Source organism: Methylobacterium sp. 174MFSha1.1 (assembly GCF_900116815.1).
Lineage (GTDB): Bacteria > Pseudomonadota > Alphaproteobacteria > Rhizobiales > Beijerinckiaceae > Methylobacterium.
Genome location: NZ_FPCB01000007.1, coordinates 109,524 through 133,627, shown reverse-complemented (window position 1 = coordinate 133,627; position 24,104 = coordinate 109,524). Strand labels below are relative to the sequence as shown.

General features: G+C 72.6%; 22 protein-coding genes. 8 read left to right on the top strand and 14 right to left on the bottom strand.

Annotated features, from left to right (window positions below; genetic code table 11):
- Window positions 1–2: 2 nt before the first annotated feature.
- The gene (aspS, locus tag BM430_RS05610) at window positions 3–1,817 is read right to left on the bottom strand and encodes an aspartate--tRNA ligase (RefSeq protein ID WP_093566238.1); all 1,815 of its coding nucleotides are present in this window, start codon (window positions 1,815–1,817) and stop codon (window positions 3–5) included.
- Between the two features lie 299 nt (window positions 1,818–2,116).
- Here aspS and BM430_RS05605 point away from each other — a divergent pair, with 299 nt between their 5' ends.
- From BM430_RS05605 to BM430_RS05595, 3 genes are all read left to right on the top strand, one after another.
- A complete protein-coding gene (locus BM430_RS05605; protein WP_093566421.1) occupies window positions 2,117–2,482 on the top strand; it encodes a hypothetical protein in 366 nt (121 codons plus the stop codon).
- A gap of 86 nt (window positions 2,483–2,568) precedes the next feature.
- Window positions 2,569–3,723, top strand: a complete 1,155-nt coding sequence (rnd, locus tag BM430_RS05600; RefSeq protein WP_093566236.1) for a ribonuclease D — start codon at window positions 2,569–2,571, stop codon at window positions 3,721–3,723.
- 257 nt (window positions 3,724–3,980) lie between these two features.
- The gene (locus BM430_RS05595) at window positions 3,981–5,054 is read left to right on the top strand and encodes an IS630 family transposase (RefSeq protein ID WP_093566234.1); all 1,074 of its coding nucleotides are present in this window, start codon (window positions 3,981–3,983) and stop codon (window positions 5,052–5,054) included.
- Window positions 5,055–5,188: 134 nt separating this feature from the next.
- On the opposite strand, the gene BM430_RS05590 is transcribed toward BM430_RS05595, so the two are convergent.
- Complete coding sequence (locus tag BM430_RS05590; RefSeq protein WP_093566233.1) at window positions 5,189–5,920, bottom strand: SDR family NAD(P)-dependent oxidoreductase; 732 nt, start codon at window positions 5,918–5,920, stop codon at window positions 5,189–5,191.
- Window positions 5,921–6,002: 82 nt separating this feature from the next.
- On the opposite strand from BM430_RS05590, the gene BM430_RS05585 reads away from it, so the two are divergent.
- Window positions 6,003–6,395, top strand: a complete 393-nt coding sequence (locus tag BM430_RS05585) for a winged helix-turn-helix transcriptional regulator (protein WP_093566232.1) — start codon at window positions 6,003–6,005, stop codon at window positions 6,393–6,395.
- Window positions 6,396–6,511: 116 nt separating this feature from the next.
- On the opposite strand, the gene BM430_RS05580 is transcribed toward BM430_RS05585, so the two are convergent.
- Window positions 6,512–7,387, bottom strand: a complete 876-nt coding sequence (locus tag BM430_RS05580) for a collagen-like domain-containing protein (protein ID WP_244539340.1) — start codon at window positions 7,385–7,387, stop codon at window positions 6,512–6,514.
- A 118-nt stretch (window positions 7,388–7,505) separates the two neighbouring features.
- Window positions 7,506–8,645 (bottom strand): citrate synthase, encoded by a 1,140-nt coding sequence (locus BM430_RS05575; RefSeq protein ID WP_093566228.1) that lies wholly within the window; start codon window positions 8,643–8,645, stop codon window positions 7,506–7,508.
- 100 nt (window positions 8,646–8,745) lie between these two features.
- Here BM430_RS05575 and BM430_RS05570 point away from each other — a divergent pair, with 100 nt between their 5' ends.
- On the top strand, window positions 8,746–10,125 hold the full coding sequence (locus BM430_RS05570; protein WP_093566420.1) for a CoA transferase: 1,380 nt from the start codon (window positions 8,746–8,748) through the stop codon (window positions 10,123–10,125).
- A 55-nt stretch (window positions 10,126–10,180) separates the two neighbouring features.
- The gene (locus tag BM430_RS05565; protein WP_093566226.1) at window positions 10,181–10,414 is read left to right on the top strand and encodes a hypothetical protein; all 234 of its coding nucleotides are present in this window, start codon (window positions 10,181–10,183) and stop codon (window positions 10,412–10,414) included.
- A gap of 385 nt (window positions 10,415–10,799) precedes the next feature.
- On the opposite strand, the gene guaB is transcribed toward BM430_RS05565, so the two are convergent.
- From guaB to BM430_RS05525, 8 genes are all read right to left on the bottom strand, one after another.
- The gene (guaB, locus tag BM430_RS05560) at window positions 10,800–12,293 is read right to left on the bottom strand and encodes an IMP dehydrogenase (protein ID WP_093566224.1); all 1,494 of its coding nucleotides are present in this window, start codon (window positions 12,291–12,293) and stop codon (window positions 10,800–10,802) included.
- A 195-nt stretch (window positions 12,294–12,488) separates the two neighbouring features.
- The gene (locus BM430_RS05555; RefSeq protein ID WP_244539339.1) at window positions 12,489–13,991 is read right to left on the bottom strand and encodes a flavin-containing monooxygenase; all 1,503 of its coding nucleotides are present in this window, start codon (window positions 13,989–13,991) and stop codon (window positions 12,489–12,491) included.
- A complete protein-coding gene (locus BM430_RS05550) occupies window positions 13,988–14,890 on the bottom strand; it encodes an alpha/beta hydrolase (RefSeq protein WP_093566222.1) in 903 nt (300 codons plus the stop codon). Before BM430_RS05550 ends, BM430_RS05555 begins: the two co-directional genes overlap by 4 nt.
- 3 nt (window positions 14,891–14,893) lie before the next feature.
- Entirely contained in the window at window positions 14,894–15,712 is an 819-nt protein-coding gene (locus BM430_RS05545; protein WP_093566221.1) for an SDR family NAD(P)-dependent oxidoreductase, read from the bottom strand.
- An 82-nt stretch (window positions 15,713–15,794) separates the two neighbouring features.
- Entirely contained in the window at window positions 15,795–16,055 is a 261-nt protein-coding gene (minE, locus tag BM430_RS05540) for a cell division topological specificity factor MinE (protein ID WP_093566219.1), read from the bottom strand.
- Window positions 16,052–16,867 carry a septum site-determining protein MinD gene (gene minD / locus BM430_RS05535; RefSeq protein WP_093566217.1) on the bottom strand — a complete coding sequence of 272 codons (816 nt, stop codon included), beginning with the start codon at window positions 16,865–16,867 and terminating at the stop codon, window positions 16,052–16,054. The genes minE and minD overlap by 4 nt, the downstream gene beginning before the upstream one ends.
- Window positions 16,868–17,019: 152 nt before the next feature.
- On the bottom strand, window positions 17,020–17,811 hold the full coding sequence (gene minC, locus BM430_RS05530; RefSeq protein ID WP_093566418.1) for a septum site-determining protein MinC: 792 nt from the start codon (window positions 17,809–17,811) through the stop codon (window positions 17,020–17,022).
- Between the two features lie 218 nt (window positions 17,812–18,029).
- Window positions 18,030–18,545, bottom strand: coding sequence for a CreA family protein (locus BM430_RS05525; RefSeq protein ID WP_093566215.1), 516 nt, complete (start codon window positions 18,543–18,545; stop codon window positions 18,030–18,032).
- A 189-nt stretch (window positions 18,546–18,734) separates the two neighbouring features.
- On the opposite strand from BM430_RS05525, the gene BM430_RS05520 reads away from it, so the two are divergent.
- Complete coding sequence (locus BM430_RS05520) at window positions 18,735–19,766, top strand: DUF2865 domain-containing protein (protein WP_093566213.1); 1,032 nt, start codon at window positions 18,735–18,737, stop codon at window positions 19,764–19,766.
- A 59-nt stretch (window positions 19,767–19,825) separates the two neighbouring features.
- Here BM430_RS05520 and BM430_RS35670 read toward each other — a convergent pair whose 3' ends face one another.
- The gene (locus BM430_RS35670) at window positions 19,826–20,827 is read right to left on the bottom strand and encodes a hypothetical protein (protein WP_348273074.1); all 1,002 of its coding nucleotides are present in this window, start codon (window positions 20,825–20,827) and stop codon (window positions 19,826–19,828) included.
- A gap of 360 nt (window positions 20,828–21,187) precedes the next feature.
- Here BM430_RS35670 and BM430_RS35665 point away from each other — a divergent pair, with 360 nt between their 5' ends.
- Entirely contained in the window at window positions 21,188–22,210 is a 1,023-nt protein-coding gene (locus tag BM430_RS35665) for an OmpA family protein (protein WP_348273073.1), read from the top strand.
- A gap of 370 nt (window positions 22,211–22,580) precedes the next feature.
- Here BM430_RS35665 and cysG read toward each other — a convergent pair whose 3' ends face one another.
- Window positions 22,581–24,059, bottom strand: a complete 1,479-nt coding sequence (gene cysG / locus BM430_RS05510) for a siroheme synthase CysG (protein WP_093566211.1) — start codon at window positions 24,057–24,059, stop codon at window positions 22,581–22,583.
- Window positions 24,060–24,104: the final 45 nt, after the last annotated feature.

The window sequence follows — 24,104 nt, the reverse complement described above, 5'->3', positions numbered from 1 at the left end:
GATCAGCCCTGCTTCTGCGGCAGGTTGAGGCGGATGTGCAGCTCGCGCAGCTGCTTCGGGCCCACCTCGGAGGGCGCGCCCATCATCAGGTCCTCGGCGCGCTGGTTCATCGGGAACAGAACCACTTCGCGGATGTTCGGCTCGTTGCAGAGCAGCATCACGATGCGGTCGACGCCGGGCGCGATGCCGCCGTGCGGCGGGGCGCCGAGCTTCAGCGCGTTCAGCATGCCGCCGAACTTCGCCTCCAGAACCTCCTTGGGGTAGCCGGCGAGGCCGAAGGCCTTCTCCATCACCTCGGGGCGGTGGTTGCGGATCGCGCCCGACGACAATTCGATGCCGTTGCAGACGATGTCGTACTGGAACGCCTTGATGCCGAGGATCGTCGCGTGGTCCTCGGGATCCAGCGCCATGAACGCCTCGTGATCGAAGTTCGGCATCGAGAACGGGTTGTGCGAGAAATCGACCCGCTTCTCGTCCTCGTTCCACTCGTACATCGGGAAGTCGGTGATCCAGCAGAAGGCGAACTGGTCCTTGTCGGATAGGTTCAGCTCGTCGCCAACGCGGATGCGGGCCTTGCCGGCGAGCCCCGCCGCCTTGGCCTCCGGCCCGGCGGAGAAGAATACCGCGTCGCCGGCCTTGAGCCCGGCTTTCGCGGCGATGGCGGCTTGCGCCTCGGCCGGCACGAACTTGGCGATCGGCCCGCGGCCGGTGAGCTGGCCGCCCTCCTCCTCGAACACGATGTAGCCGAGGCCGGGCGCGCCCTCGGAGCGGGCCCAGTCGTTCAGCTTGTCGAAGAACGAGCGCGGCTGCGAAGCGGCGCCGGGAGCCGGCACCGCGCGGACCACGCCGCCGGCCTTGATGGCGTTCTTGAACGCGTTGAAGGTCACGTCCTCGCGCAGGAACTCGTCCGTCACGTCGGCGATCACGAGCGGGTTGCGCAGGTCCGGCTTGTCGACGCCGTATTTCAGCATCGCCTCGGCGTAGGGGATGCGCACGAAGCTCGGCGAGACCCGCTTGCCCTCGGCGAATTCCTCGAAGACCGAACGCAGCACCGGCTCCACCGCCTGGAAGACGTCTTCCTGGGTGACGAAGCTCATCTCGATGTCGAGCTGGTAGAACTCGCCCGGCGAGCGGTCGGCCCGGGCGTCCTCGTCGCGGAAGCACGGCGCGATCTGGAAGTACCGGTCGAAGCCGGCGATCATCGTCAGCTGCTTGAACTGCTGCGGGGCCTGCGGCAGGGCGTAGAACTTGCCCGGATGCAGGCGCGACGGCACCAGGAAGTCGCGGGCGCCCTCGGGCGAGGAGGCGGTGAGGATCGGGGTCTGGAACTCGAAGAACCCGCCCTCGCGCATCCGGCGCCGCAGCGAATCGATGATCGCGCCGCGGCGCATGATGTTGGCGTGCAGCTTCTCGCGGCGCAGGTCGAGGAAGCGGTACTTGAGCCGCGTCTCCTCCGGGTATTCCTGGTCGCCGAAGACCGGCATCGGCAATTCGGCGGCGGCGCCCAGCACCTCGAGGTCGGTGATGTAGACCTCGACCGCGCCGGTCGGGAGTTCCGCGTTCTCGGTGCCGGCGGGCCGCTGGCGCACCCGCCCGTCGATGCGGATCACCCACTCCGAGCGCACGGCCTCGGCGCCCTTGAAGGCCGCCGAATCGGGATCGATCACGCATTGGGTGATCCCGTAATGGTCGCGCAGGTCGATGAACAGCACGCCGCCATGGTCGCGGACGCGGTGGCACCAGCCGGAGAGGCGGACGGTCGCGCCGACGTCGGACGGGCGGAGCGCCCCGCAGGTATGGGAACGATAGCGGTGCATGGGCGTGTCTTGACTGTCCAGAAGCGCGGCTGTCTCGACCGGGCCCGGAACCGGGCGCGCGGGCGGGCCGCCGGCGGGAAATGGCTCCCGGCACCCATTCGCGAAGGGGGGAGCGAAGTCAAGCGCAGGGCCTCGATCCGGCCCCGTTCGCGCTTGTGGAACAAACAACGAACAACTATATTATCCCCATGGATCAGCACAGCTTTTTCGGCTCCTTCGAGCCGCACCCAGACACCTTGCCGGATCCGCCGCGGGACGCGCCCGCGGCGCTCCCGGCGACGCGACCGGAAGCCCGCGCCATGCCGACCGAGATCCACGACAGGTTCGTTGAACGCCAGGACGGCGCCTGGCGGGTCCTGCCGATCGAGGGTCGGTTCGAACTCGTCTACGAGGATTGCAACGGCGCCTGGAGCGTGCGCCGGCTGCAGGCGCACGAGTTGAAGATCGGCCCGGGCCGGGTGCTGGTCGGCGGCACCGACCGCGACCGGGACGGCTACCGGGGCTTTCGCGCCGACCGCATCCACCGCCTGACCGACCGGGACACCGGCGAGCAGGTGGAACGCAACGTCCTCGACTGGCTCACCCGCCGGGCGGAAGCGACGCGGCGGGCCCGCGCCGCGGCCCTGCGCCGGGAGGCGCGGCGGAGCGGGCCGCGCGCGGCGTGATTTCGGGTGACCGGGCCGCGCAATCCCCATAACCCACGGCACCGGTCTCTCGCGCTGGGCGGCCGGCTCCGCTATAGCCGATGGTCATGAAGCTGATTACTTCGACGGAAGAACTCGCCTCCGCCTGCGCGCGCTTCGCCACGCAACCCTTCGTGACCGTCGACACGGAGTTCATGCGCGAGACGACCTACTATCCGAAGCTGTGCCTGATCCAGATCGCGGCACCGGACGGGTCGACCGCGCTCGTCGATCCGCTGGCGCCCGGCATCGACCTCGCGCCGTTCTTCGCCCTGATGGGCGACGAGGGGGTGCTGAAGGTCTTCCATTCGGCGCGGCAGGACCTCGAGATCATCTGGCTGCTCGGCGGGCTCCTGCCGCAGCCCTTCTTCGACACGCAGGTCGCCGCGATGGTCTGCGGCTACGGCGATTCCGTCTCCTACGAGCAGCTGGTCAACGACGTCGCCAAGGCGAAGATCGACAAGTCCTCGCGCTTCACCGACTGGTCGCGCCGCCCGCTCTCGGACGCACAGCTGAGCTACGCGCTGTCGGACGTCACCCACCTGATCAAGGTCTACGAGACCCTGGCCCGCGAGCTGATCTCGACCGACCGCGGCGCCTGGCTCGACGAGGAGATGGCGGTCCTCACCTCCCCCGACACCTACCGGGCCGATCCGGACCAGGCCTGGCGGCGGCTGAGCAGCCGGATGCGCAAGGCCCGCGAGATCGCGGTGCTGATGGAGGTGGCGGCCTGGCGCGAGCGCGAGGCGCAGAGCCGCAACGTGCCGCGCGGGCGCATCCTGAAGGACGAGGCGGTGATCGACATCGCCACCTCGGCGCCGCGCAGCGTCGAGGCGCTCGGGCGATTGCGCACGATCCCCGCCGGGTTCGAGCGCTCGCGCACCGGAGCCGACATCCTGGCCGCCGTCGAGCGCGGCCTATCGCGCGACCCCGCGGGCGTGCCGGTGCCTGAGCGCGGCCGCGCCCGCAGCGGCGGCAACGGCGCGCTGGTCGAGCTCCTCAAGGTGCTGCTGAAGGCGGTCTGCGAAGACGAGCGCGTGGCGCCCAAGATCATCGCCACCGTCGACGACCTGGAGGCCCTGGCCGAGGACGACGCCGCCGACGTGCCGGTGCTGCACGGCTGGCGCCGCGGGCTGTTCGGCGAGAAGGCGCTGGCCTTGAAGGCCGGGCGTCTGGCGCTGTCGGCGGAAGGCGGGCGCGTGGTGGTGCGGGAGCTGCCTTAGAAGGTTGTCCGGCGAAGCGGATCCCGCTCCGTCGACGGCGTGCGGCAGCCATCGAAGCCTTGCGACACCATCCGATGGCGATCCCACGGCACACGAGTGTGCGGTAGCGCGATCGGATGGTGTTGCGACGGTCCGCGCCAGCGGCTCGTCCCGGCCGCAGCGGACACGCTGCCGCGTTGGTCGAGATGCTAGTGTCCTGGCACCGAAGTTTGGCGACGAACGTTGTAGGGGGAGCCCCCCTGCCACGGAGCGTTCCTATGCCTCGTCCCCTGCCTGCGGTGAACTTGCGCCCGGCCGAGCGCGACGCCCTTGAGAAATGGGCTGGGCGTCGCAAGACTGCGCAAGGCCTGGCCACGCGCGCTCGCATCCTGCTGCTGGCCGACGAAGGCGCCTCCAACAAAGCCATCGCCGCCGACCTGGCGACCGTCAGCAAGTGGCGCAACCGTTTCCTGCGCGACCGCGTCGAGGGGCTCTACGATCGGCCCCGTAGCGGCGCTCCCCGTCGCATCGACGATGACAAGGTCGAGGCCCTCGTGCTCGACACCCTGGAGCGCCGGCCCGAGGGAGCTACGCACTGGAGTTCGCGCCTGATCGCCAAACGCCACGGCCTCTCTCACACCAGCGTCCAGCGCATCTGGCACGCCTTCGGGCTCAAGCCGCACCGCACCAAAACCTTCAAGCTCTCCACCGACCCCGACTTCGTCGGCAAGGTCCGTGATATCGTCGGGCTCTACCTTGATCCGCCGACCCGTGCCGTCGTGCTGTGTGTCGACGAGAAGAGCCAGATCCAGGCGCTCGACCGGTCGCAGCCCGTGGTGCCGCTCCAGCCAGGCGACGTCGAGCGGCGCACCCACGACTACAAGCGCCACGGCACGACGTCCCTGTTCGCCGCGCTCGACATCGCCACCGGGCGGGTGATCGGGCAGTGCCAGCCGCGCCATCGCGCCAGCGAGTTCCTCACCTTCCTCGACACGATCGAGGCCACCGTGCCCGCTGACCTCGACGTGCATCTGGTGATGGACAACTACGCCACCCACACCACGCCCGAGGTCCGGGAATGGCTGGCGCGCCGCCCGCGCTGGCAGGTGCATCACACCCCCACCAGCGCCTCCTGGCTCAACCAGGTCGAACGCTTCTTTGCCCTGCTGACCGAGCGCGAGATCCGGCGCGGCGTCTACCGCAGCGTCGAGGATCTGGAGCAGGCGATCGGCGCCTTCCTTGAGGCTCACAACGCCGATCCCAAGCCGTTTTGCTGGACCAAGTCCGCCGACCAGATCATCGCATCGGTCAAGCGCTTCTGTCTCCGAACCGCTCAGCTCGCAGAAACCTGACCTCGTTCATCGCCGAACTTCAGCGCCAGGACACTAGAGAATTTTCCGACGAAGTGGATACCGCTTCGTCGAAGGAAATGCGACAAAACAAAGACTTAGAGAGCTTCTCGATTGCAACGCGATCGTGAAGCGCTCTAAACTTGCCGCATCCCGCCGTCGACGCAGAGTTCGGCCCCCGCGACGAAGCTCGCCTCGTCGCTCAGGAGGAACAGCGTGGCCGCCGCCACCTCCTCCGGACGCGCCATGCGGCCGAGCGGGATCGGCGCGATCAGGGCGGCCCGCCCTTCCTCCGGCACGCTCGCCATCATGGCGGTGTCGGTCGGGCCGGGGGCCACCACGTTCACGCGGATGCCTTGCGGGGCCAGTTCCGCCGTCCAGGTGCGCGCGTAGGACCGCAGCGCCGCCTTCGTCGCGGCGTAGGTGCCGTAAGGCGTGATGCCCGCGGCGTCGGCGATCGACCCCATCAGCACGACGGACGCGCCCCGCCCCATCGCGCCCAGAGCCGCCTGCAACCCGAAGACGGCCCCGCGGACGTTGACCGCGAAGTGCCGGTCGAAATGCTCGGGCGTCCCGTCACGCAGGGTCGCGGGCTCCGAGATGCCCGCGTTGAGGACCAGCGCGTCGATCCGGCCATGCGTCTCCCGGACGATCGCCACGACGCGCTGCAGATCCTCGCGTCGGGCCGCATCCGCGACGAGCCCCCGCGCACCGCGTCCGATCCTCGCGGCAGCGGCCTCGACCTCGTCGGCGTGCCGTCCGGTGAGGACGACCGACGCGCCCTCGATCGCCAGCCGCTCGGCGACCGCGAGACCGATGCCCTTCGCCCCGCCGACCACGAGCGCAACCTTGTCCACCATGCGAGCCATCGCGGCATCCCTTCGTCTGCGATGGCGCAAGAGATACAGATCGTATACCTGGTATCAAGAACGCACTTGAGATAGCCTAGATATGGTCGACGATACCGATCTCGATGCCGCGTCCGCCTGCGCGCTCGCCGACATGGCGCGGGTCCGCCCGGTGCTGGACAAGATCGCCGACAAGTGGACGATCCTGATCCTCACGGTGCTGTGCCCGCGGCCGTCGCGGTTCAACGCGATCAAGCGGCGGCTCGACGGCATCACGCACAAGGCGCTGGCGGACGCGCTGAAGCGGCTGGAGCGCAACGGTCTGGTGACCCGGACCGTGCTGCCGACCGCACCGATCGGCGTCGAGTACGCGATCACCCCGCTCGGCCACTCGCTCCGCCAGCCCTTCGAGGCGCTGTGCGCGTGGTCGCTCGACCACGGTGCGGCGATCGAGGCGGCCAACGACGCGTACGACAGCACCAAAGCGCGGCCGTGAGGACCGGTCTTACGTCGGTGCGCCGGATGCCGCATCGGTGTGTCCACCCGCCGGCCGGTCTCCCCCGCCCGGGCCGCCCGCACGGCCCGGTGCATCGGTAGCGTAGGCCGTCGATATCAGTAGACGTCGCCCTCCGCCGGGGCGGCGGCAGGCGCCGCTCGGCTGGCAGGGGCCTGGGGGCGTGCCGCGGCAGCCGGTGCGCGGGCGGCCGGGCCTGACGGACCCGCGGGCCCTCGCGGGCCGGGCGGTCCTGCGAGGCCCGCCGGCCCGCGCGGACCCGGCTTGCCGGGGGCGCCGGCCGGACCCGGCGGACCGGTCTCGCCCCGCCCCCCCGGCGCGCCCGGCAGGCCCGCTTCGCCGCGCGGTCCCGCCTCGCCCGCAGGGCCGGGCTCGCCGCGCGGTCCGGGTTCGCCCGCGGGACCCGCCTCACCCCGGGCGCCCGGCTCTCCCGGAGTGCCGGCCGGGCCGGGCTCGCCGCGCGATCCCGCCTCGCCGCGCGCCCCGGCGGGCCCCGGAGGACCGGCCTCGCCCCGCGCGCCGGCCTCGCCCCGCGGCCCCGGTGGGCCGGCCTCGCCGCGGGGACCCGGGGGACCCGCCACGGTCCTGACCTCGGCCCGGCCCTCGGGACCGGCCGCGCCTTTGGGGCCTTCCGGGCCCGCGGGTCCCTGCTGGCCGCACTCGCCCACTACCGCGCCGCGCTCCTGGCGGCCGGCGCGCAGCGTCACGATGCAGGTCGCCGGGTGGTAGACGAGGCGGAACTCGAACTTGCCGCGGGAATCGGCGCGTGCCGTGAAGCGGCCGTCGAGGCTGACATCCGTGTCCGCCTCGTCGGCGGTGCCGAGCACCCAGAGTTCGCCGGCGGTGATCCGCGCCGCCAGGACCTGGATCTCGGCCCGGGCCGGCGTCGCCGCCATCAGGCAGGCCGCGAGGGCCGCGCCCGCTCGCGACGCGGAGCGTCCGGTTCCGCCGCGCACCATCGCCCGCCCCCGCATCCTCGATCCTGGGGCCAAAGTGTTTTTCCGCGGGGCGGAAAGTCAAGCACGGCCGACCTTTAAGCACAGGCGCGATGGTCGATGGTCTTCCCCCTTGGTGGCGCTTGACCGCGCCGCATCACGGCTCGGGCCCGACATAGACCGCCCGCGGGCGGATCAGCCCGCCGGTCTCGCGCTGCTCGAGCCCCTGCGCGATCCAGCCGGCCGAGCGGCCGAGCGCGAACAGCCCGAAGGCGCTGCCCCGCGGCAGCCCGAGCCGCCGGCGCAGGGCGACGAGGGCGACGTCGAGGGCGGGCCTCGCGCCCGTCAGCTCCTCGGCCGCGGCCGTGATCGCCCGCAGGCGCGGATCCTCCGCGAGGAGCGGCGCGAGCAGGGCGGCGGCCCGCGGATCGCCGGCGGGATAGAGCGGATGGCCGAACCCCGGCAGGGCCTCGCGGCCGGCGAGCTGGCGGCGCAGGGACGCCGCCGGATCGGGGCCGTCGATCGCGTCCCACAGGGCCTCCACCCGCGCGGTCATGCCGCCGTGGCGGCTGCCGCTCAGCGCCGCGAGGCCGCCGATCACCGCCGCGCGCAGGCTCGCCCCCGCTGAGGCGACGCAGCGCGCGGTGAAGCCCGAGGCGTTCAGCTCGTGGTCGGCGCACAGGACGAGCGCGCGGCGGACCGCCTCCGCCCCGGCGGGATCCAGGCCCCAGGCCGTCGCGCATTGGCGGTGGAGCGGCGCGGCGTCCGGCGCGCGTCCGGTGACGCAGGCCGCGAGCGTGCGGACCAGGGCGCCGCATCCCGCGGCGAGCCGGGCCGGATCCTGCTGCCAGGACGCCGTCGGCGCGTCCTCCGTCGCACCCGCGAAGGCGCCGCCGAGGTCGCCGCCGGGCGGCGCGGCTCCGAAAACCTCCGGCCCGAAGGCGGCGTCCTGCGGCAGGGCCCAGAGCCGGGCGGCCGCCTCCTCCAGGGTCGCGGTCTGCGACAAAGCCACGGCGTCGGTACCGCGATAGTACAGGCGGCCGTCGCGGATCAGGGTCACGGCGGTCTCCATGACCGGCAGGCCCCAGTCGAGGGCGGCGCGGGCGACCTCCCGCGGACGCCGGCCGCGGTGGCGGGCGGCGGCGAGGCGGGCGACCGCGTCCGCCGCGTAGGCCCGCACCCGCGGGTCGGCGGTCGGATGCGCCTCGATCAGGCCGCGGCTGACATAGGCGTAGAGGGTCTGGCGGCTCACCCCCAGGCGGGCGGCCGCCTCGGCGGCGGTGAGGGTGGCGGTCACGGGACTGCTCGCGGACGTGACGTTGATTCGGGTAATCAAGATTGACGATCTGACCCCGTCGGCGCGCTCCTGTCACGACAGGCGAATGCGGGAGCGGGTGATGACGAGCGGGACGGGCAATCCAGCCTTCGCGGCGATCCTGGAGGCGATCCGGCGCGGCCTCGGCGCCGGGGCCGCGCCGCCGGTGACGGTGACCGGGGCGGGCGCCCTCCCGTCGGCCTACCCGGTCAGCGACCTCGCGGCGGCCTCGGTCGCGGCGGCGGGGCTGGCGCTGGCCGAGCTGATGGAGACCCGCTTCGGCCGGCAGCCGGGCGTGACGGTCGACCGCCGCCTCGCCGCGTTCTGGTTCGCCCGCTCGCTCCACCCGCGCGGATGGGCGCTGCCGCCGCCCTGGGACCCGGTGGCGGGGGATTACCGGGCGGCGGATGGCTGGATCCGCCTCCACACCAACGCGCCGCATCACCGCGACGCGGCCCTGGCCGTGCTCGGCACCGCGCCGGAGCGGGAGGCGGTGGCGGGTGCCGTGGCGGAGTGGCGGGCGGACGAGCTCGAGGCGGCGGTCGTCGCGGCCGGCGGCTGCGCCGCCGCGATGCGCACGGCCGCGGCCTGGGCCGCCCATCCGCAGGGAGCGGCGGTGGCGGCCGAGCCCCTGGTCGCCTGGGAGGCGGGCGGGGCCGGCGAGTCCGGGCTGACGGAGGCGCGGCCCGACCGCCCCCTCGCCTCCTTGCGCGTCCTCGACCTGACGCGGGTGCTCGCCGGCCCGGTGGCGACCCGCTTCCTCGCCGGGTTCGGTGCGACCGTGCTGCGCCTCGACCCGCCGGGCTGGGAGGAGCCCGGCGTGGTGCCGGAGACGACCCTCGGCAAGGCCTGCGCCCGCCTCGACCTGACGGACCCGGCCGGGCGGGCACGGTTCGAGGGGTTGCTCGCGACGGCGGACGTGCTGGTCCACGGCTACCGGCCGGACGCTCTGGCCCGCCTCGGGCTCGACGCAGCGGCCCGCGCCCGCCTGCGGCCGGGCCTGATCGACGTCAGCCTCGACGCCTATGGCTGGACCGGGCCCTGGCGGGGGCGGCGCGGCTTCGACAGCCTGGTCCAGATGAGCAGCGGCCTCGCCGAGGCCGGGATGGTCCGCGCCGGCGCCGACACGCCGGTGCCGCTGCCGGTCCAGGCCCTCGACCACGCGACGGGGTACCTGATGGCCGCCGCCTGCCTGCACGGGCTGGCGCGGCGCCTCGCGACCGGGCACGGCGCCACGGCGCGCCTGTCGCTCGCCCGCACCGCCGCCCTGCTGGCGGCGGCGCCGGCGCCCCTACCCGAGGAAGCGCCCGCCGCTCCCGGACGGGCGGATTTCGCGGAGGCGCTGGAGCCGACCGGCTGGGGCCCTGCCTTGCGCCTGCGCCCGCCGCTTGCCCTCGACGGCGTGCCGGTGGCCTGGGACCGGCCCGCCGGCCCTCTCGGCGCCGCCGCGCCGGCCTGGTGAGGAACAGGGCCAGTCGGCGGGGGTTGGCCGGGCTCATCCGCGACAGGAGAAGCCCATGGCCGGCGAGAAGCCCCACGGCGACAAGACCCACGCGCAGAATATCCGCCTGATCGAGGGCAAGGACGGACCCAACGTCCCGGCCGGCGGCGGCGCCCGCATCCGCACCAGCGCCGATCCGACCCGGCCGCCCTCCGCCCACCAGGAGAGCCGCGACCACAACAAGCACAACCATCCGGGCCAGGACGGTCACCGTCCGCAGAAGCACGGCCCGGCGGAGGAGAAGCCGTGATGGATCGTCGGGCGACCGGCTGCGGCTCACGCGGAGCTTGAACTCCTCGGCCCCGCCGCGCGCCGCGCGCGAATGGTTTTTCGAGAGTCACGCCGCCCTCTCCCGGACGACTGAAATGCAGTGGAAGGAGATCCGGGATCCAGCGCAAAAAGTCGCGAAGCGTCTCTGTGTCTGCACCGTTGCCACATAGAGAGCCGTTTCGCGGCACTTGTCCCCTGGATCCCGGATCTCCTTCCGCTGACGCTGCAGTCGTCCGGGAAAGGGGAGTGGCTCGTGATAGCCTGACTGCCGACATATCTCGTCCGGCAGTGCCGTATATCTTATCTCAAAACGATCGAGTGCGGCGGACTCGCTTTGCGCGCGGGTCCGCCGGCCACCTCTACGCTTACACCCGCCCCGGATAGTTCGGGCTCTCGCGGGTGATGGTCACGTCGTGGACGTGGCTCTCGCGCAGGCCCGCATTGGTGATGCGGATGAACTGCGCCTTCTCCTGCATCTCGGGGATCGACGGGGCGCCGACATAACCCATGGCGGCGCGCAGGCCCCCCGAGAGCTGGTGCAGCACGGCCGCCACCGGGCCCTTGTAGGGAACCTGGCCCTCGATGCCCTCCGGCACGAGCTTGTGGGTGTCGCTGACCTCGGCCTGGAAGTAGCGGTCGGCCGAGCCGCGCGCCATCGCGCCGACCGAGCCCATGCCACGGTAGCTCTTGTACGAGCGGCCCTGGTACAGGAAGACCTCGCCCGGGGCCTCGTCGGTGCCGGCCAAGAGCGAGCCCAGCATCGCCACCGAGGCGCCGGCGGCGATCGCCTTGGCGAGGTCGCCGGAATACTTGATGCCGCCATCGGCGATCACCGGCACGTCGGCCTCGTTGCCGGCCTCGACCGCCTCCATGATGGCGGTGAGCTGGGGCACGCCGACGCCGGCGACGATGCGGGTGGTGCAGATCGAGCCCGGGCCGATGCCGACCTTGATCGCGTCGGCGCCGGCATCGATCAGCGCCTGGGCGCCCTCGCGGGTCGCGACGTTGCCGGCGATGACCTGCACGGCGTTCGACAGGGTCTTCACCCGGCGCACGCTCTCCAGCACCTTGGCCGAGTGGCCGTGGGCGGTATCGACCACGATCACGTCGCAGCCGGCATCGATCAGGCGCTCGGCCCGCTCGAACCCGCCGTCGCCGGTGGTGGTGGCGGCGGCGCACCGCAGGCGGCCCTGCTCGTCCTTGATCGCGTTCGGGTAGGCGACCTGCTTCTCGATGTCCTTGACGGTGATCAGCCCGATGCAGCGATAGTGGTCGTCGACGACGAGCAGCTTCTCGATGCGGAACTGGTGCAGCAGGCGCTTGGCCTCGTCCTGGGTCACGCCCTCGCGCACGGTGATCAGCCGGTCGCGGGTCATCAGTTCGGCGACGGGCTGACCCTGGTTGGTGGCGAAGCGGGTGTCGCGGTTGGTCAGGATGCCGACGAGCTTGCCGCGGGAGCCGTTGGGCCCGCGCTCGACCACCGGGATGCCGGAGATGCCGTGCTGGCGCATCAGCCCGTAGGCGTCGGCCAGGGTCTCGTCCGGGTGGATGGTGATCGGGTTGAGCACCATGCCGGACTCGTACTTCTTGACGAGGCGGACCTGCTCGGCCTGCTCCGGCGGCTCGAGGTTGCGGTGGATCACCCCGAGGCCGCCGTTCTGCGCCATCGCGATGGCCATCCGGGCCTCGGTCACCGTGTCCATCGCCGAGGCGATGATCGGCATGTTGAGCCGGATCGAGCGGGTGAGGCGGGTGCCGAGATTCACCTCGGCCGGCATCACCGAGGATGCGGCGGGGCGGAGCAGGACGTCGTCGAAGGTCAGGCCCTCGATGATCGTGTCGGTGCCGATGCGGGCCATGAACCAACTCCTCGTGCGTGCGGCCCTTGCGGAAGCCGCCAAATCGGGGTCGCCCCGGGCGATTTGCGTGGCAAATGCCTGGCAAAAGCCTGGATTGAGTTGGCACCGGCCGATAGCACGCGTCTGTGACGGGCGCAAAGCGCTATCGCCGCAGCGCAGCGATGCGTCCAACGACTCTTGCAGCCGGGACCAGGCCTATGCCGGGGTGAGGACGAACTCGCCCCAGTCCGGCACCCGCATCGCGCGCTGGTAGGCCAGCACCGTGCCGGGCCACAGGGCGATGTTGCGCCCGGCCGCGTCCTGGTACCAGCTGGCGCAGCCGCCCTGCTGCCAGATGCTGCCGGCGAGCCGCCGCTCGAGATCCGCGAGGTAGCGCGCCTGCGCCTCCGGCGAGGGCTCGATCGCCGCGAGGTTGCGGGTCTTCATCTCGGCGAGGCAGGCGAGCACGTACTCGACCTGCGCCTCGATCATCAGCACGACCGAGTTGTGGCCGAGCCCCGTATTGGGGCCGAGCAGCATGAAGAAGTTGGGAAATCCCGCCACCGCCACGCCGCGATGCGCCGCCACCCGCTCGCCCCAGGCGCGGGCGAGGATCAGCCCGTCGCGGCCGACCACCGGCACCCGGGCAAGCGACGCGGTGGTGTCGAAGCCGGTGGCGAGCACCAGCACGTCGAGGGGGTGGTGGCGGCCGTCCTGCATCGTCACGCCGTCCGGGGTGACGGCGCGGATCGGGCCGGCCTCCAGCGTCACGTTCGGCCGCGTCAGGGCCGGATAGAATTCGTCGGAGATCAGCACCCGCTTGCAGCCGAGGCGGTAGGGCGGGGTGAGTTTTTCGCGCAAGGCGGGGTCGGCGATCTGCCGGCGCAGGTGGTGCCGGCTCGCGGCCTCGGCGAGGCGGGTGAGCCCGGAGACCCGGGTGAAGCCGAGAGCCGCCCGCGCCTCGCGCACCCGGAACTGGATCTCGCGCAACAGGCGGCGCACCGGCGGCAGGCGGCGGAACAGCGCCTGCATCCGCGGGCCGATCGGCCGGTCGTTGCGCGGCATGACCCAGGGCGGCGTGCGCTGGAACAGCACCAGGCGCTCGACCTCCGGGGCGATGGCCGGCACGACCTGGATCGCGCTCGCCCCCGTGCCGATCACCCCGACGCGCCTGGCCTTCAGAGGGACGCCGTGATCCCAGGCGGCGGTGTGGAAGAGCGGGCCGAGGAAGGTGTGCAGGCCCGGAATCGCCGGGACCGCCGGGTAGTGCAGCGCCCCCATGCCGGAGACCAGCACCCGCGCCTCCAGCGGACCGCGATCGGTCTCGACCCGCCACAGGGAGCGTCCCCCGTCCCAGACGGCCCCGGTGACGGCGGTGGAGAGGGCGATGTGCTTGGCGAGATCGAACCGCGCGACCAGCTCGCGCAGGTAGGCGGCGATCTCCGGCTGGCCGGCAAAGGTGCGGGTCCAGTCGGACTTCGGGGCGAAGGACAGGGCGTAGAGATGGGCCGGGATGTCGCAGGCCGCGCCCGGATAGGTGTTCTCGTGCCAAGTGCCGCCGACCGCGTCCGCCTTCTCGACGACGAAGAGGTCGTCGATGCCGGATTGCCGGCAGCGGATCGCCATGGCGAGGCCGGAGAAGCCGGCCCCGATCACCAGCACCGCGAGGGGCTTGTCCGGCCAGGGCGCCGGCTGCGGCGCGGCGGGCGTGTCCGTCACCGGACCGCCTCCGGCGTGGCGGCGTGGCTCTTCAGGAAGGCGGCGGCCTCGGACAGGGAGCGGCGCGCCTCCGGCAGGAACGACTGCGCCAGCTGCCAGGCATGCGGCACCACCGGCCAGACCGTCACGGTGGCGGAGCCGCCCGCGGCCTTGGCCTTCTCGGCGAAGCGCACCGAATCGTCGCGCAAAACCTCGCGGGCGCCGACATGGAACAGCAGCGGCGGCAGCCCGGCAGGGTCGCCGCGCAAGGGCGAGACGAGCGGGTCGGCGGGGTCGTGCCCGCCGAGATAGAGGTCGACGAGGTGCTGCAGCTTCGTCGGATCGAACATCGCGTCGCGGCGGGCATTGCTGCGCATCGAGTCGCCCTCGCCCAGCATATCGGTCGAAGGCGAGAACAGAACGGCGGCCTGCGGTTGCGGCAGGCCGTCCCGGCGCGCCCGCAGCATCAAGGCGAGCGCCAGGTTGCCGCCGGCGGAATCGCCCGCGATCCCCGCAGGCCCCGAGGCCGCGAAGGCGGACCAGCAGGCGGCCGCGTCGTCGAGGGCCGCCGGGAAGGGGTGCTCGGGGGCGAGTCGGTAATCGGGGCAGAACACCCGGAAACCCCTGAGCGCGAAGGCGCCGGTGATCGGCCGGTGGGTGCGGGGCGAGCAGGCGATGAAGCCGCCGCCATGCAGGTAGAACAGCCGCGGGGCGTCCGGCGCGAGGCCGGGGCGCTCGATCCACTCGCCCGCGATCCCGCCGACGCTGCCCTCGCGGAAGACGAGGCCGGGCGGCTCGGGGAAGCTGCCCGAGTTGAGGACCCGGCGGATCGCCGCGACGTCGCCCCCGGCGCGGGCGACCTTCGGCCGAACCTGCCAGCGGATGATCCAGTCGAAGACGTGGGCGCGCAGGCTCGGCATGCTCTACTCCATGGCGCGGGCGATCAGCGACCAGTACCGCACCGGCATCAGGCGCTGGATCAGCGCCACCTGGGCGGCGTCGCGGCCGACGATGATGCGGGGCTCCCGCCGGGCGATGCCGCGCAGGATGCGGGCCGCCGCCGCCTCGGGGGGAAGACGCAGGTGGCGCTCGACGGCGGCCTTGCCGCTCGCCACCTCGGCGGGATCGAGGCGCGGACCGACGCGGGCGTTGCGGGCGATGGCCGTGGCCACGCCGCCCGGATGCACGACGCTCACGCCGAGGTTGGTGCCGGCATATTCGTGCCGCAGCGCCTCGGAGAAGCCGCGCACCGCGAACTTGCTCGCCGCGTAGGCCGCCTGGCCCGGCGGGGCAACGATGCCGTAGAGGCTCGACAGGTTGACGATCTGCGCCGCCGGCCGGCTCTCCAGGACGGGGAGAAAGGCCCGGGTCATCCGCACCACGGCGCGGAAATTGACGTCCATCAGCCAGTCGACATCGTCGAGCTCGACATCGGCGAAGCGGCCGGCGAGCGCCACGCCGGCATTGTTGATGAGAAGATCGAGGGGCCCGTGCCGGGCGGCGACCGCCTCAGGCAGCGCGGCGACCGCCGCGAAATCCGTGATGTCGAAGGCATGCGTGCCGACGTCGCGCCCGAGCGCCCGCACGGCGGCCTCGCTGCGGGCGAGACCGTCTGGGTCGCGGTCGACGAGGACGAGGCGGGCCCCCTTCCGGGCGAGGCCGAGAGCCAGGGCCGCGCCGATGCCGCTGCCGGCCCCGGTGACCAGGGCCAGCTTGTCGTGCAGTGGGAAGGCGTCCGCCAACAGCTCGCTCCGTCCGGCCCGTCGGCGATTGAATCGCCCGGGCCGGCCGTGAGCGCAAGACCCCGGGGCCATCCCCAGGGGATCAGGCCGCCCGGTGGACCGCCTTCGGCAGCTCGACGTCGATCTCCAGGGTCGAGACGGCGTCGCCGCGCTCCATGGTGATCTTCACCTTCTCCTGGTCGATGGCGACGTGCTTGGCGATCACCGCCAGGATTTCTTCGCGCAGCACCGCCACCAGGTCCGAGCGGCCGAAGCCGTTGCGCTCGTGCGCGAGAAGGATCTGGAGCCGCTCGCGCGCCACCGGCGCCGTGCCGCGCCGCGACAGGAAGCTCAGCAGGTTCATGCCGCCCTCCGGGTGAAGAGTTTGCCGAGGATCGAGCGCTTCTCGGTCGGGACGGTCATCTCGACGGTCTCGCCCTTGAGCCGGCGGACCGCGTCGGTGTAGGCGCGGGCCGGCGCGCTCTGCGGTGCGTTCAGCGTCACCGGGCTGCCGAGGTTCGAGGCCTTGAGAACCTCCTCGCTCTCCGGGATCACGGCAAGCAGCGGGATCGACAGGATCTCCAGCACGTCGTCGATCTTCAGCATCTCGCCGCGCTCGGCCCGGTTGGGGTCGTAGCGGGTGAGGATCAGGTGCTTCTCCAGCCGCTCGCCGTTCTTGGCGCGCTCGGTCTTGGAATCGAGGAGGCCGATGATCCGGTCCGAATCGCGCACCGAGGAGACCTCGGGATTGGTGACGACGACCGCGATGTCGGCGTGGCGCATCGCCAGCGTCGCGCCGCGCTCGATGCCGGCCGGGCTGTCGCAGATCACCCAGTCGAACTTCTCGCGCAATTCGCCGATGACGCGGGCGACGCCCTCGTCGGTGAGCGCGTCCTTGTCGCGGGTCTGCGAGGCGGGGAGCAGCGAGAGGGTGTCGAGGCGCTTGTCGCGGATCAGCGCCTGGGTCAGCTTGGCGTCGCCCTGGACGACGTTGATGAGGTCGTAGACCACCCGGCGCTCGGCGCCCATGATGAGGTCGAGGTTGCGCAGGCCGACGTCGAAGTCGACCACGCAGACGTTCTGCCCGGCCTGGGCGAGGGCGGCCCCGAGGGCCGCGGTCGTGGTGGTCTTGCCCACCCCGCCCTTGCCGGACGTCACCACTATGATCTTGGCCATGGACAATGCTCCCCCCGAGCAATCGGGATGATGCGGCGCCCCGGATGCCGGGTCGCGCGCTCACGGGGTTGTTCGAGTGTCGTGTTCGGGCGTGTCGGTCGGGCGGGCCGGGACGCGCAAGGCGCCCGCGACGTCCCGTCCGGTCGTCGTCGTCAGTCGAGGGCGGCCATGCGGAGGGTTTCCCCCTCGAGCCAGACCTGGACCGCCTTCTTGCGCAGCTTCGGGTCGGTGGTGTCGGCGGTGCGGAACAGGCCGTCGATGCCGATCAGTTCGGGCTCGAACTTGCGGCAGCAGATCCGGGCCCGGGGGTTGCCGCCCGCCCCCGCGATGGCGCGGCCGCGCAGCGCCCCGTAGACGTGGATCGAGCCGCCGGCCAGGATCTCGGCGCCCGAGGCGACCGAGCCCATCACCGTCACGTCGCCCTCGGGGTGGTAGACCGACTGGCCGGAGCGCAGCGGGGTCTCCAGGACGAGGGAGTTCGGCTTGCGCGGCTCCGGCGGCTTGACGGGTTCCGGTGCCTTGGCCTCGGCGACGTCGGCGTCCGGCTCCGCCATCGCGGCCGGGCGGCCGCCGCTGAGCAGCGGCGGCAGCGCCGGGCCGAGCCAGGCCGGCTCGGCCTTCTCGACGCCCATGATGCGGATGCCGCGCTGCTTGAGCTCGTCGACGAGGCCGGCGATGTCGGGCGTCGCCGCCGCGGCATCGTGATCGTCCTCGGCGGGCTCGGCCGCCTCGGGTCCGGCCGCATCCCCCCGGAGGGAGTCCTTGGCCAGGCCCGAGACGTCCAGAATCACGGCGCGCTCGGAGAAGAGCGTCGGCGAGCGCTGCACCAGGGCATCCAGGTGCGAGAACCAGTCGCCGAGCGGCGTCTCCGGCGCGAGCACGAGCGCCCGGAAGGAGCGGCCGCGCAGCGGGAGGGAGGGGCGAGTGAGGCTGATGCTGGTCACGGCGGTTGACGAGTTGTTACCGGACGCCATGAAGCGCGCAGCATGGTTACCGGATCGTTAATGCCGCCTCGAACCGGCCGGAATCGCCGCGAGACGGGCCGGCGGGGCACAGGCGCGGCGGTCCCGGTCCCGAGGCCGACAGTTCGGCGCACACGAAAAAAAGGCCCGCGCAAGCGCGGGCCCGGATATGAATCAGCAGAAAGCGGCGGCGCGGAACGTCAGCCGAGGAAATCGCCGCATTTCGGCGGCGGCTCGGTGCCCCACGGCATCAGCGGCACCGTCGATGTCGAGTTCTTCGGCGAGCCCTGCACCACCTTGTCCGAGTAGACCATGTAGATCAGGGTGTTGCGCTTGGCGTCGCAGCCGCGCACGATCTGCATGCTCTTGAAGATCAGCGAGCGGCGTTCGCTGAACACCACTTCGCCCTGCTTCATCTTGCTCTTGAACTTGACCGGCCCGACCTGGCGGCAGGAGAGCGAGATGTCGGAGACCTCCTCGGCGAGGCCGAGCGTGCCCTTGATGCCGCCCTTCTCCGGCTGGGTGTAGTGGCAGGCGACGCCGTCCACGTCAGGATCGTCGATGCCGTAGACCACCAGCTTGTCGTTGGGCGTGAGCGGCCGCCAGACCGTCGACTTGTCGAAGATCCGGTCCGGCTCCTGGGCGAGCGCCGTGCCCGCCGCCAGCCCGAGACAGGCGACCCCGCAGAGAGCCCTGAGACCCCGCCGCCACACCATCGCATCAACCTTTCCTTGAAGAAGCTTAACGTATGTAGGGAGGCTGTCGCACGGCGACGAGGGCGGTTAGAACGGATCCGTCCCGTCCTGCCACGCTTGGCGTCCCCGCCCGCGGGGCGGCTCGTTTTCGTCCGCCGCCCTGCTCTCAAGGGCGGATCGTCCTCGCATCACGGCCGGTTCCCGAACGCCATGACGCTGCTTCGCCTCACGGTCCGGCTCATCGCCGGTGTCCTTGCGACCCTTTCCTTGTGCCAGGCTGCCCTGGCCGAGCCCAACGCAGCCGCCTGTCAGCGCTTCCGCGCCGAGCTCGCCGGCCTGCAGCGGGATTCGAACCGCGGCCAGATCGAGGAGATCCAGCAGCTCGTCGCCTACCGCCAGTCGATCGGCTGCGAGGGCGGGCGCTTCCTGTTCTTCGACATGCGGCCGCCGCAATGCGCGCAGGTCGAGCAGCGCATCCGCGCCCTCAATGCCGGCTACGGCGCCGGCGCCCGCGAGGTCTCGAATGCCCGCCGCGAGCAGCTGATCGCCGCCGTGAAGGACGCCTGCACCGGCCTGCAGAGCGCCGCCGCCTCCCAGCCGAAGCCCGCCGACGGGTTCGGGCGCGGCGGCTCGCAGGTGATCTGCGTGCGGATGTGCGACGGGGCCTATTTCCCGATGCCGAACCTGCCCGACGGGCGGGAGGGCGCCGACGAGATGTGCCAGGCGCTCTGCCCCGGCGCCGAGGCCGCCGCCTACTCGATGCCGCCGAGCGACGGCGGCCTGACCCAGGCCGCCGCGATCCAGACCAAGCGCTCCTACTCGGCTCTGGCGAACGCCTTCAAGTTCCAGAAGACCTTCGTGCCGAACTGCTCGTGCAAGGGCACGCAGACCTGGGCGCAGGCCCTGGTCAAGGCCGAGAGCATGCTGGTGCGCCACAAGGGCGACATCTTCGTCACCCCGGCCCAGGCCGAGGCGATGTCGCGGCCGAAGGTTCGGCTGACCCTGGTCGGCCGCGCCGACCGGGCCGCCGCGACCCTGGCGGCCACCGCCGCCACCCGGGTCGAGGACGGCACCGCCGAGGCTGCGGACTCCGCCCGCCCGGCCACCCCCGAGGAGCGTCCCGCGGTGCGGATCATCGCCCCGAACCTGATCCCGGTGCCGCTCACCGCCAAGGCGGACGGCCCGCAGGCCGCCGTGGCGTCGGTCCCGGCTCCGGGCGCCGCTCCCGTCGCCACCCCGTGACGCCGCCCCGCCCGGCGCGAGCGCCCCGGGCCGGTTGACCGCAGGGAACCAACTCGCCGTCAAGGTGTTCGAAGGGACCGACGACGGACGAGAGGTTCCACCCGATGCGCCCTGCCCGCGCACTGCTGCTGACCGGCACGATCCTGCCGGCGCTGCTGCTCCAGCCGATTCTGGCGAGCCAGGCTCTCGCCGGCCAAGCTCTTGCCGGCCACTCCCTTGCTGGCCCGTCGGCGGCGCGAGGCGACGACGTGATCCGGCTGGCCCAGGGCGGACCGGGAGAGCGGGGGCCTGGCGGGCCGGGAGGCCCCGGTGGTCCGGGCGGACCCGGAGGTCCCGGCGGCGAGCGCGGACATGGCGGCCAAGGTGGCCCCGGCGGCCCGGGTGGTGGCCCGCGCCCGGAGCGGGGCCCGGCCGAGCGGCCGGAGCCGCGCGAACGCCCCGAGCCCCGGCAAGAGCGGCCCGAACCCCGGCAGGAGCGGCAGGCGCCGCGACCCGAACCCCGCGAGCGGCCCGAACCCCGACAGGAACGCCCCGAGCCTCGGCAGGAGCGGCCCGAGCCGCAGCGCGAACGTCCCGAGCGGCCGGAGCCGCGCGAGCGCCCGGCGCCGCCCCGCGAGCGGCCCGAGCCCCAGCAACGGGAGCGGCCCGAACCGCAGGAGCGCGGGCCGCAGGGCCGTCCGGATCGGCCCGATCGCCAAGAGCGCCCTGATCGCCAAGAGCGGCCGGACCGTCCCGACCGCCCGGAGCGCCCCGATCGCCAGGAGCCGCGCGGCCCGCGCGGCGAGGAGCCCGGCCGTCCGCCGGCCCCGCAGCAGGATCGCGGCCCCGCCGCGCGTCCCGACCAGCGGGAGCGCCCTGCCCCCGATGCCCGGCCGGATCGCCGCGACGACCGTCCCGATGCACGTGACGAGCGCCGCGGGCCCGACGCCCGGCCCGATCGCCGCGACGACCGCCCCGATGGACGCGACGAGCGCCGCGGACCCGACGGGCCGGGCCAGCGCAGCCCGGGCCAGCCGCCCGCGCCGGGTCAAAGTCCCGATCGTCAAGGACCCGATCGTCAAGGACCCCCTCCCGGCCAGCCCCCTGCCCCGGGCCGCGCGGCTCCGCCGGCGCCCGGCGAGCCGCTGCCGGGTGCTCCGGGTCGCGGACCCAGTCGGCCGGACGCCCCCGGCGCCGGCCCGAACGGCGCACCGCTGCCGCCGAACCAGCAGCCCGGCGTGCCGGGCCGGCCCTTCGTCCCCGGCGGAGCCGGCGCACCGCCCGACAGCCGCGACCTCGACCGTCGCGATCCGCGCGATCAGGACCGGCGGGATTTTGATCGGCGGGACGGCCGCGATTTTGACCGTCGCGACGGACGCGACTTCGATCGCCGCGGCGACGACCGGCGGGACTTCGACCGGCGGGACTTGGACCGGCGGGACTTGGACCGGCGCGGCCCCGACGACCGCGGCGACCTGCCCGGCGGCTATCGCCGCGATGCGCCGGACTACGTCCCGGGCGGCTTCCGCCGCGGCGATATCGACGTGCGCAGCTACGACGACGTCCGCCGCGCCCGGCGCGAGTACAACGAGAACGGCCGCCTGATCATCCGCGAGCCCGGCCGGGTGATCGTGCGCGACGACGACCGCTACTTCCTGCGCCACGACGAGACCGAGCGCTTCCGCCTGCTCGATCGCGACGCCCGCATCGAGCGCCGCGGCCGCGACACGGTGACGATCATCGACCGCCCCGGCGGCTACCAGGTCTTCACGGTGGTGGACGACGACGGCCGGCTGCTGCGGCGCTACCGCCGCGGCCCGGACGGGCGCGAGGTGGTGCTGATCGACAATTCCTACGCGGGCCCGCCGCGGTCGATCCAGCAGGACGTGGTCGTGCTGCCGCCGCCCGACATCCGCATCCCCCGCGACCGCTACGTGGTCGAGGCGGAGCGGGCCGACCAGGGTGCGATCTACGAGGCGCTGACCGCCCCGCCGGTCGCGCCGGTCGAGCGGCGCTACACCCTCGACCAGGTGCGCTACAGCCCGACCCTGCGCGCCCGGATGCGCAGCGTCGACATCGACACGATCACCTTCGACACCGGCTCGTGGGAGGTCACGCCGGATCAGGCCCAGCGCCTCGCCACCATCGCGGCGGCGATCAACCAGGCGATCCAGAACAACCCGCAGGAGGTCTTCCTGATCGAGGGCTACACCGACGCGGTCGGCGCCGACGTCGACAACCTCTCGCTCTCCGACCGGCGCGCCCAGTCAGTGGCCGAGGTGCTGACCCGCGACTTCAAGGTGCCGCCCGAGAACCTGACCACGCAGGGCTATGGCGAGCAGTACCTGAAGGTGAACACCCAGAGTGCCTCGCGGGAGAACCGCCGGGTGACGGTGCGACGCATCACCCCGCTGATCCAGCAGCAGCAGGCTCAGCAGCAACCGCCGCAGCCGCAACAGCGCTGACGCCGCGTACGGGTCATCCCCGTCAGTGCGGACGCTGCCCCCGTCCCTTCTCCGCTGAGGGGTGGGGGCGGCGCCATCAATGCCCTCAACTGTCGATGTGCGGCGCCGCCAAACAATCAGACAAAGCGAATTTGGCGCGGCTGCGATCGACTGGTGCGTCCGAGCGAAGATCTCAAGAACCACAACGTCATCCCGGGGCTCGACGAAGTCGAGAACCCGGGATCCATAACCGCCGAGGGTGCCGAACGAGGCGGACGGCGTGCCGCTTCATCCTGAAACCTCAGCGGTTATGGATCCCGGGTTCCGCTGCGCGGCCCCGGGATGACATTGAGGGTTTCAGTTCGGTTTGCCAGCGTAAACAGGCGCTCGCTCAGACGCTCGCCCGCTCCGCCGCCGCCAGGACCGCGGGCGGGATGACTGGCACTTCGTCCGCCTGCACGCCCCGCCCGAGGGCATCCCCCACCATCACGATCGCCGGCCCCTCGAGCCCGGCCGCCTCGACCCGGTCGGCGATGTCGCGGGCCTCACCGCGCACCACCGCCTGATCGGGCCGCGTGGCGTTGAATACCACCAGCGCCGGGGTCGCGGGCGGCAGGCCCTCGGACACGGCCTGGGCGAGGAGGCTGCGCAGGGTGCGCTTGGGCATGTAGACCACCGTGGTCACGGTGGGATCGGCCAGCGCCTTCCAGTTCAGGTCGTCGGGGAGCGCCCCGCGGCGGTCGTGGCCGGTGACGTATTGCAGGCGCCGCGCTGCGTCGCGGTGGGTGAGCGAGATGCCCAGCGAGGCCGCCGCCCCCTGTGCCGCCGTGACGCCAGGCACCACCGTGACCGGGATTCCGGCCTCGCGGCAGGCATCGATCTCCTCGCCGGCGCGGCCGAACACCAGGGGGTCGCCGGATTTGAGCCGCACCACCCGCTTGCCGCTCTTTGCCAGCGACACCATCAGGGCGTTGATGTCGTCCTGGCGGCAGGACGGGCCGTGCCCGGTCTTGCCGACCAGCATCGTGCGGGCCTCGCGCCGGGCGTAATCGAGGATCTCCGGCGCGACGAGGTCGTCGTACAGGATCACGTCGGCGCTGCGCAGGGCCCGCAGGGCCTTGAGGGTCAGGAGTTCGGCGTCGCCCGGCCCCGCACCAACCAGGACGACGCTGCCGCCCGTCGGCGCGGCGTCGTTCTCGGCGAGCAGCGCGTCGAGGTCGGCGCGGACCGGCGCCCGCTCCGGCTCGGCGAAGGCACGATCCGTAAACCGCTCCCAGAACGCCCGGCGCTCGCCGAAGGCGTGGTAGCGCGCACTCACCTCGGCGCGCCAGTCGCGGGCGGCCCCGACCCAGGCCTTGAAGCCGGCGGGCAGCATCGCCTCGATGCGCGCCCGCACGGTCTGGCCGAAGACCGGGGCGGCGCCCTCCGTCGAGATGCCGACGACCAGGGGCGACCGGTTGACGATGGCGCCGAACGAGACGTCGCACAGATGCGGCCGGTCGATGGCGTTGACGATGGCGCCCGCGGCGCGGGCCGCGCCGACGAAGCACTCGCATTCGCCCTCATCCTCGAAGGCCGCGATGGCGAAGGCCGCTCCCACCAGGTCGGCCGGCGACCAGTCGCGCTCGTACAGCACGACCTTGCCGGCGACCGCCTCGGCGGGGGCGCCGCGCATCTCGTCGGTGGGCTCGGGGGCAAACACGTCGACATGGGCGCCGGCGGCGGCGAGCAGCTTCACCTTCCAGGCCGCGCCGCCATTGGCCCCGGCCAAAACCGCGCGCTTGCCCGTGAGCGTCACGAAGACCGGGAGCACGGCCAGGGGCTCGAGGCCCGGGGAGCGGGTCTCGCGGGGAGCGCGGGGCGTACGCATGGAAAGGGAAGCTTCTGACACGAGTCTCGGGAAATCCTGCGCCAT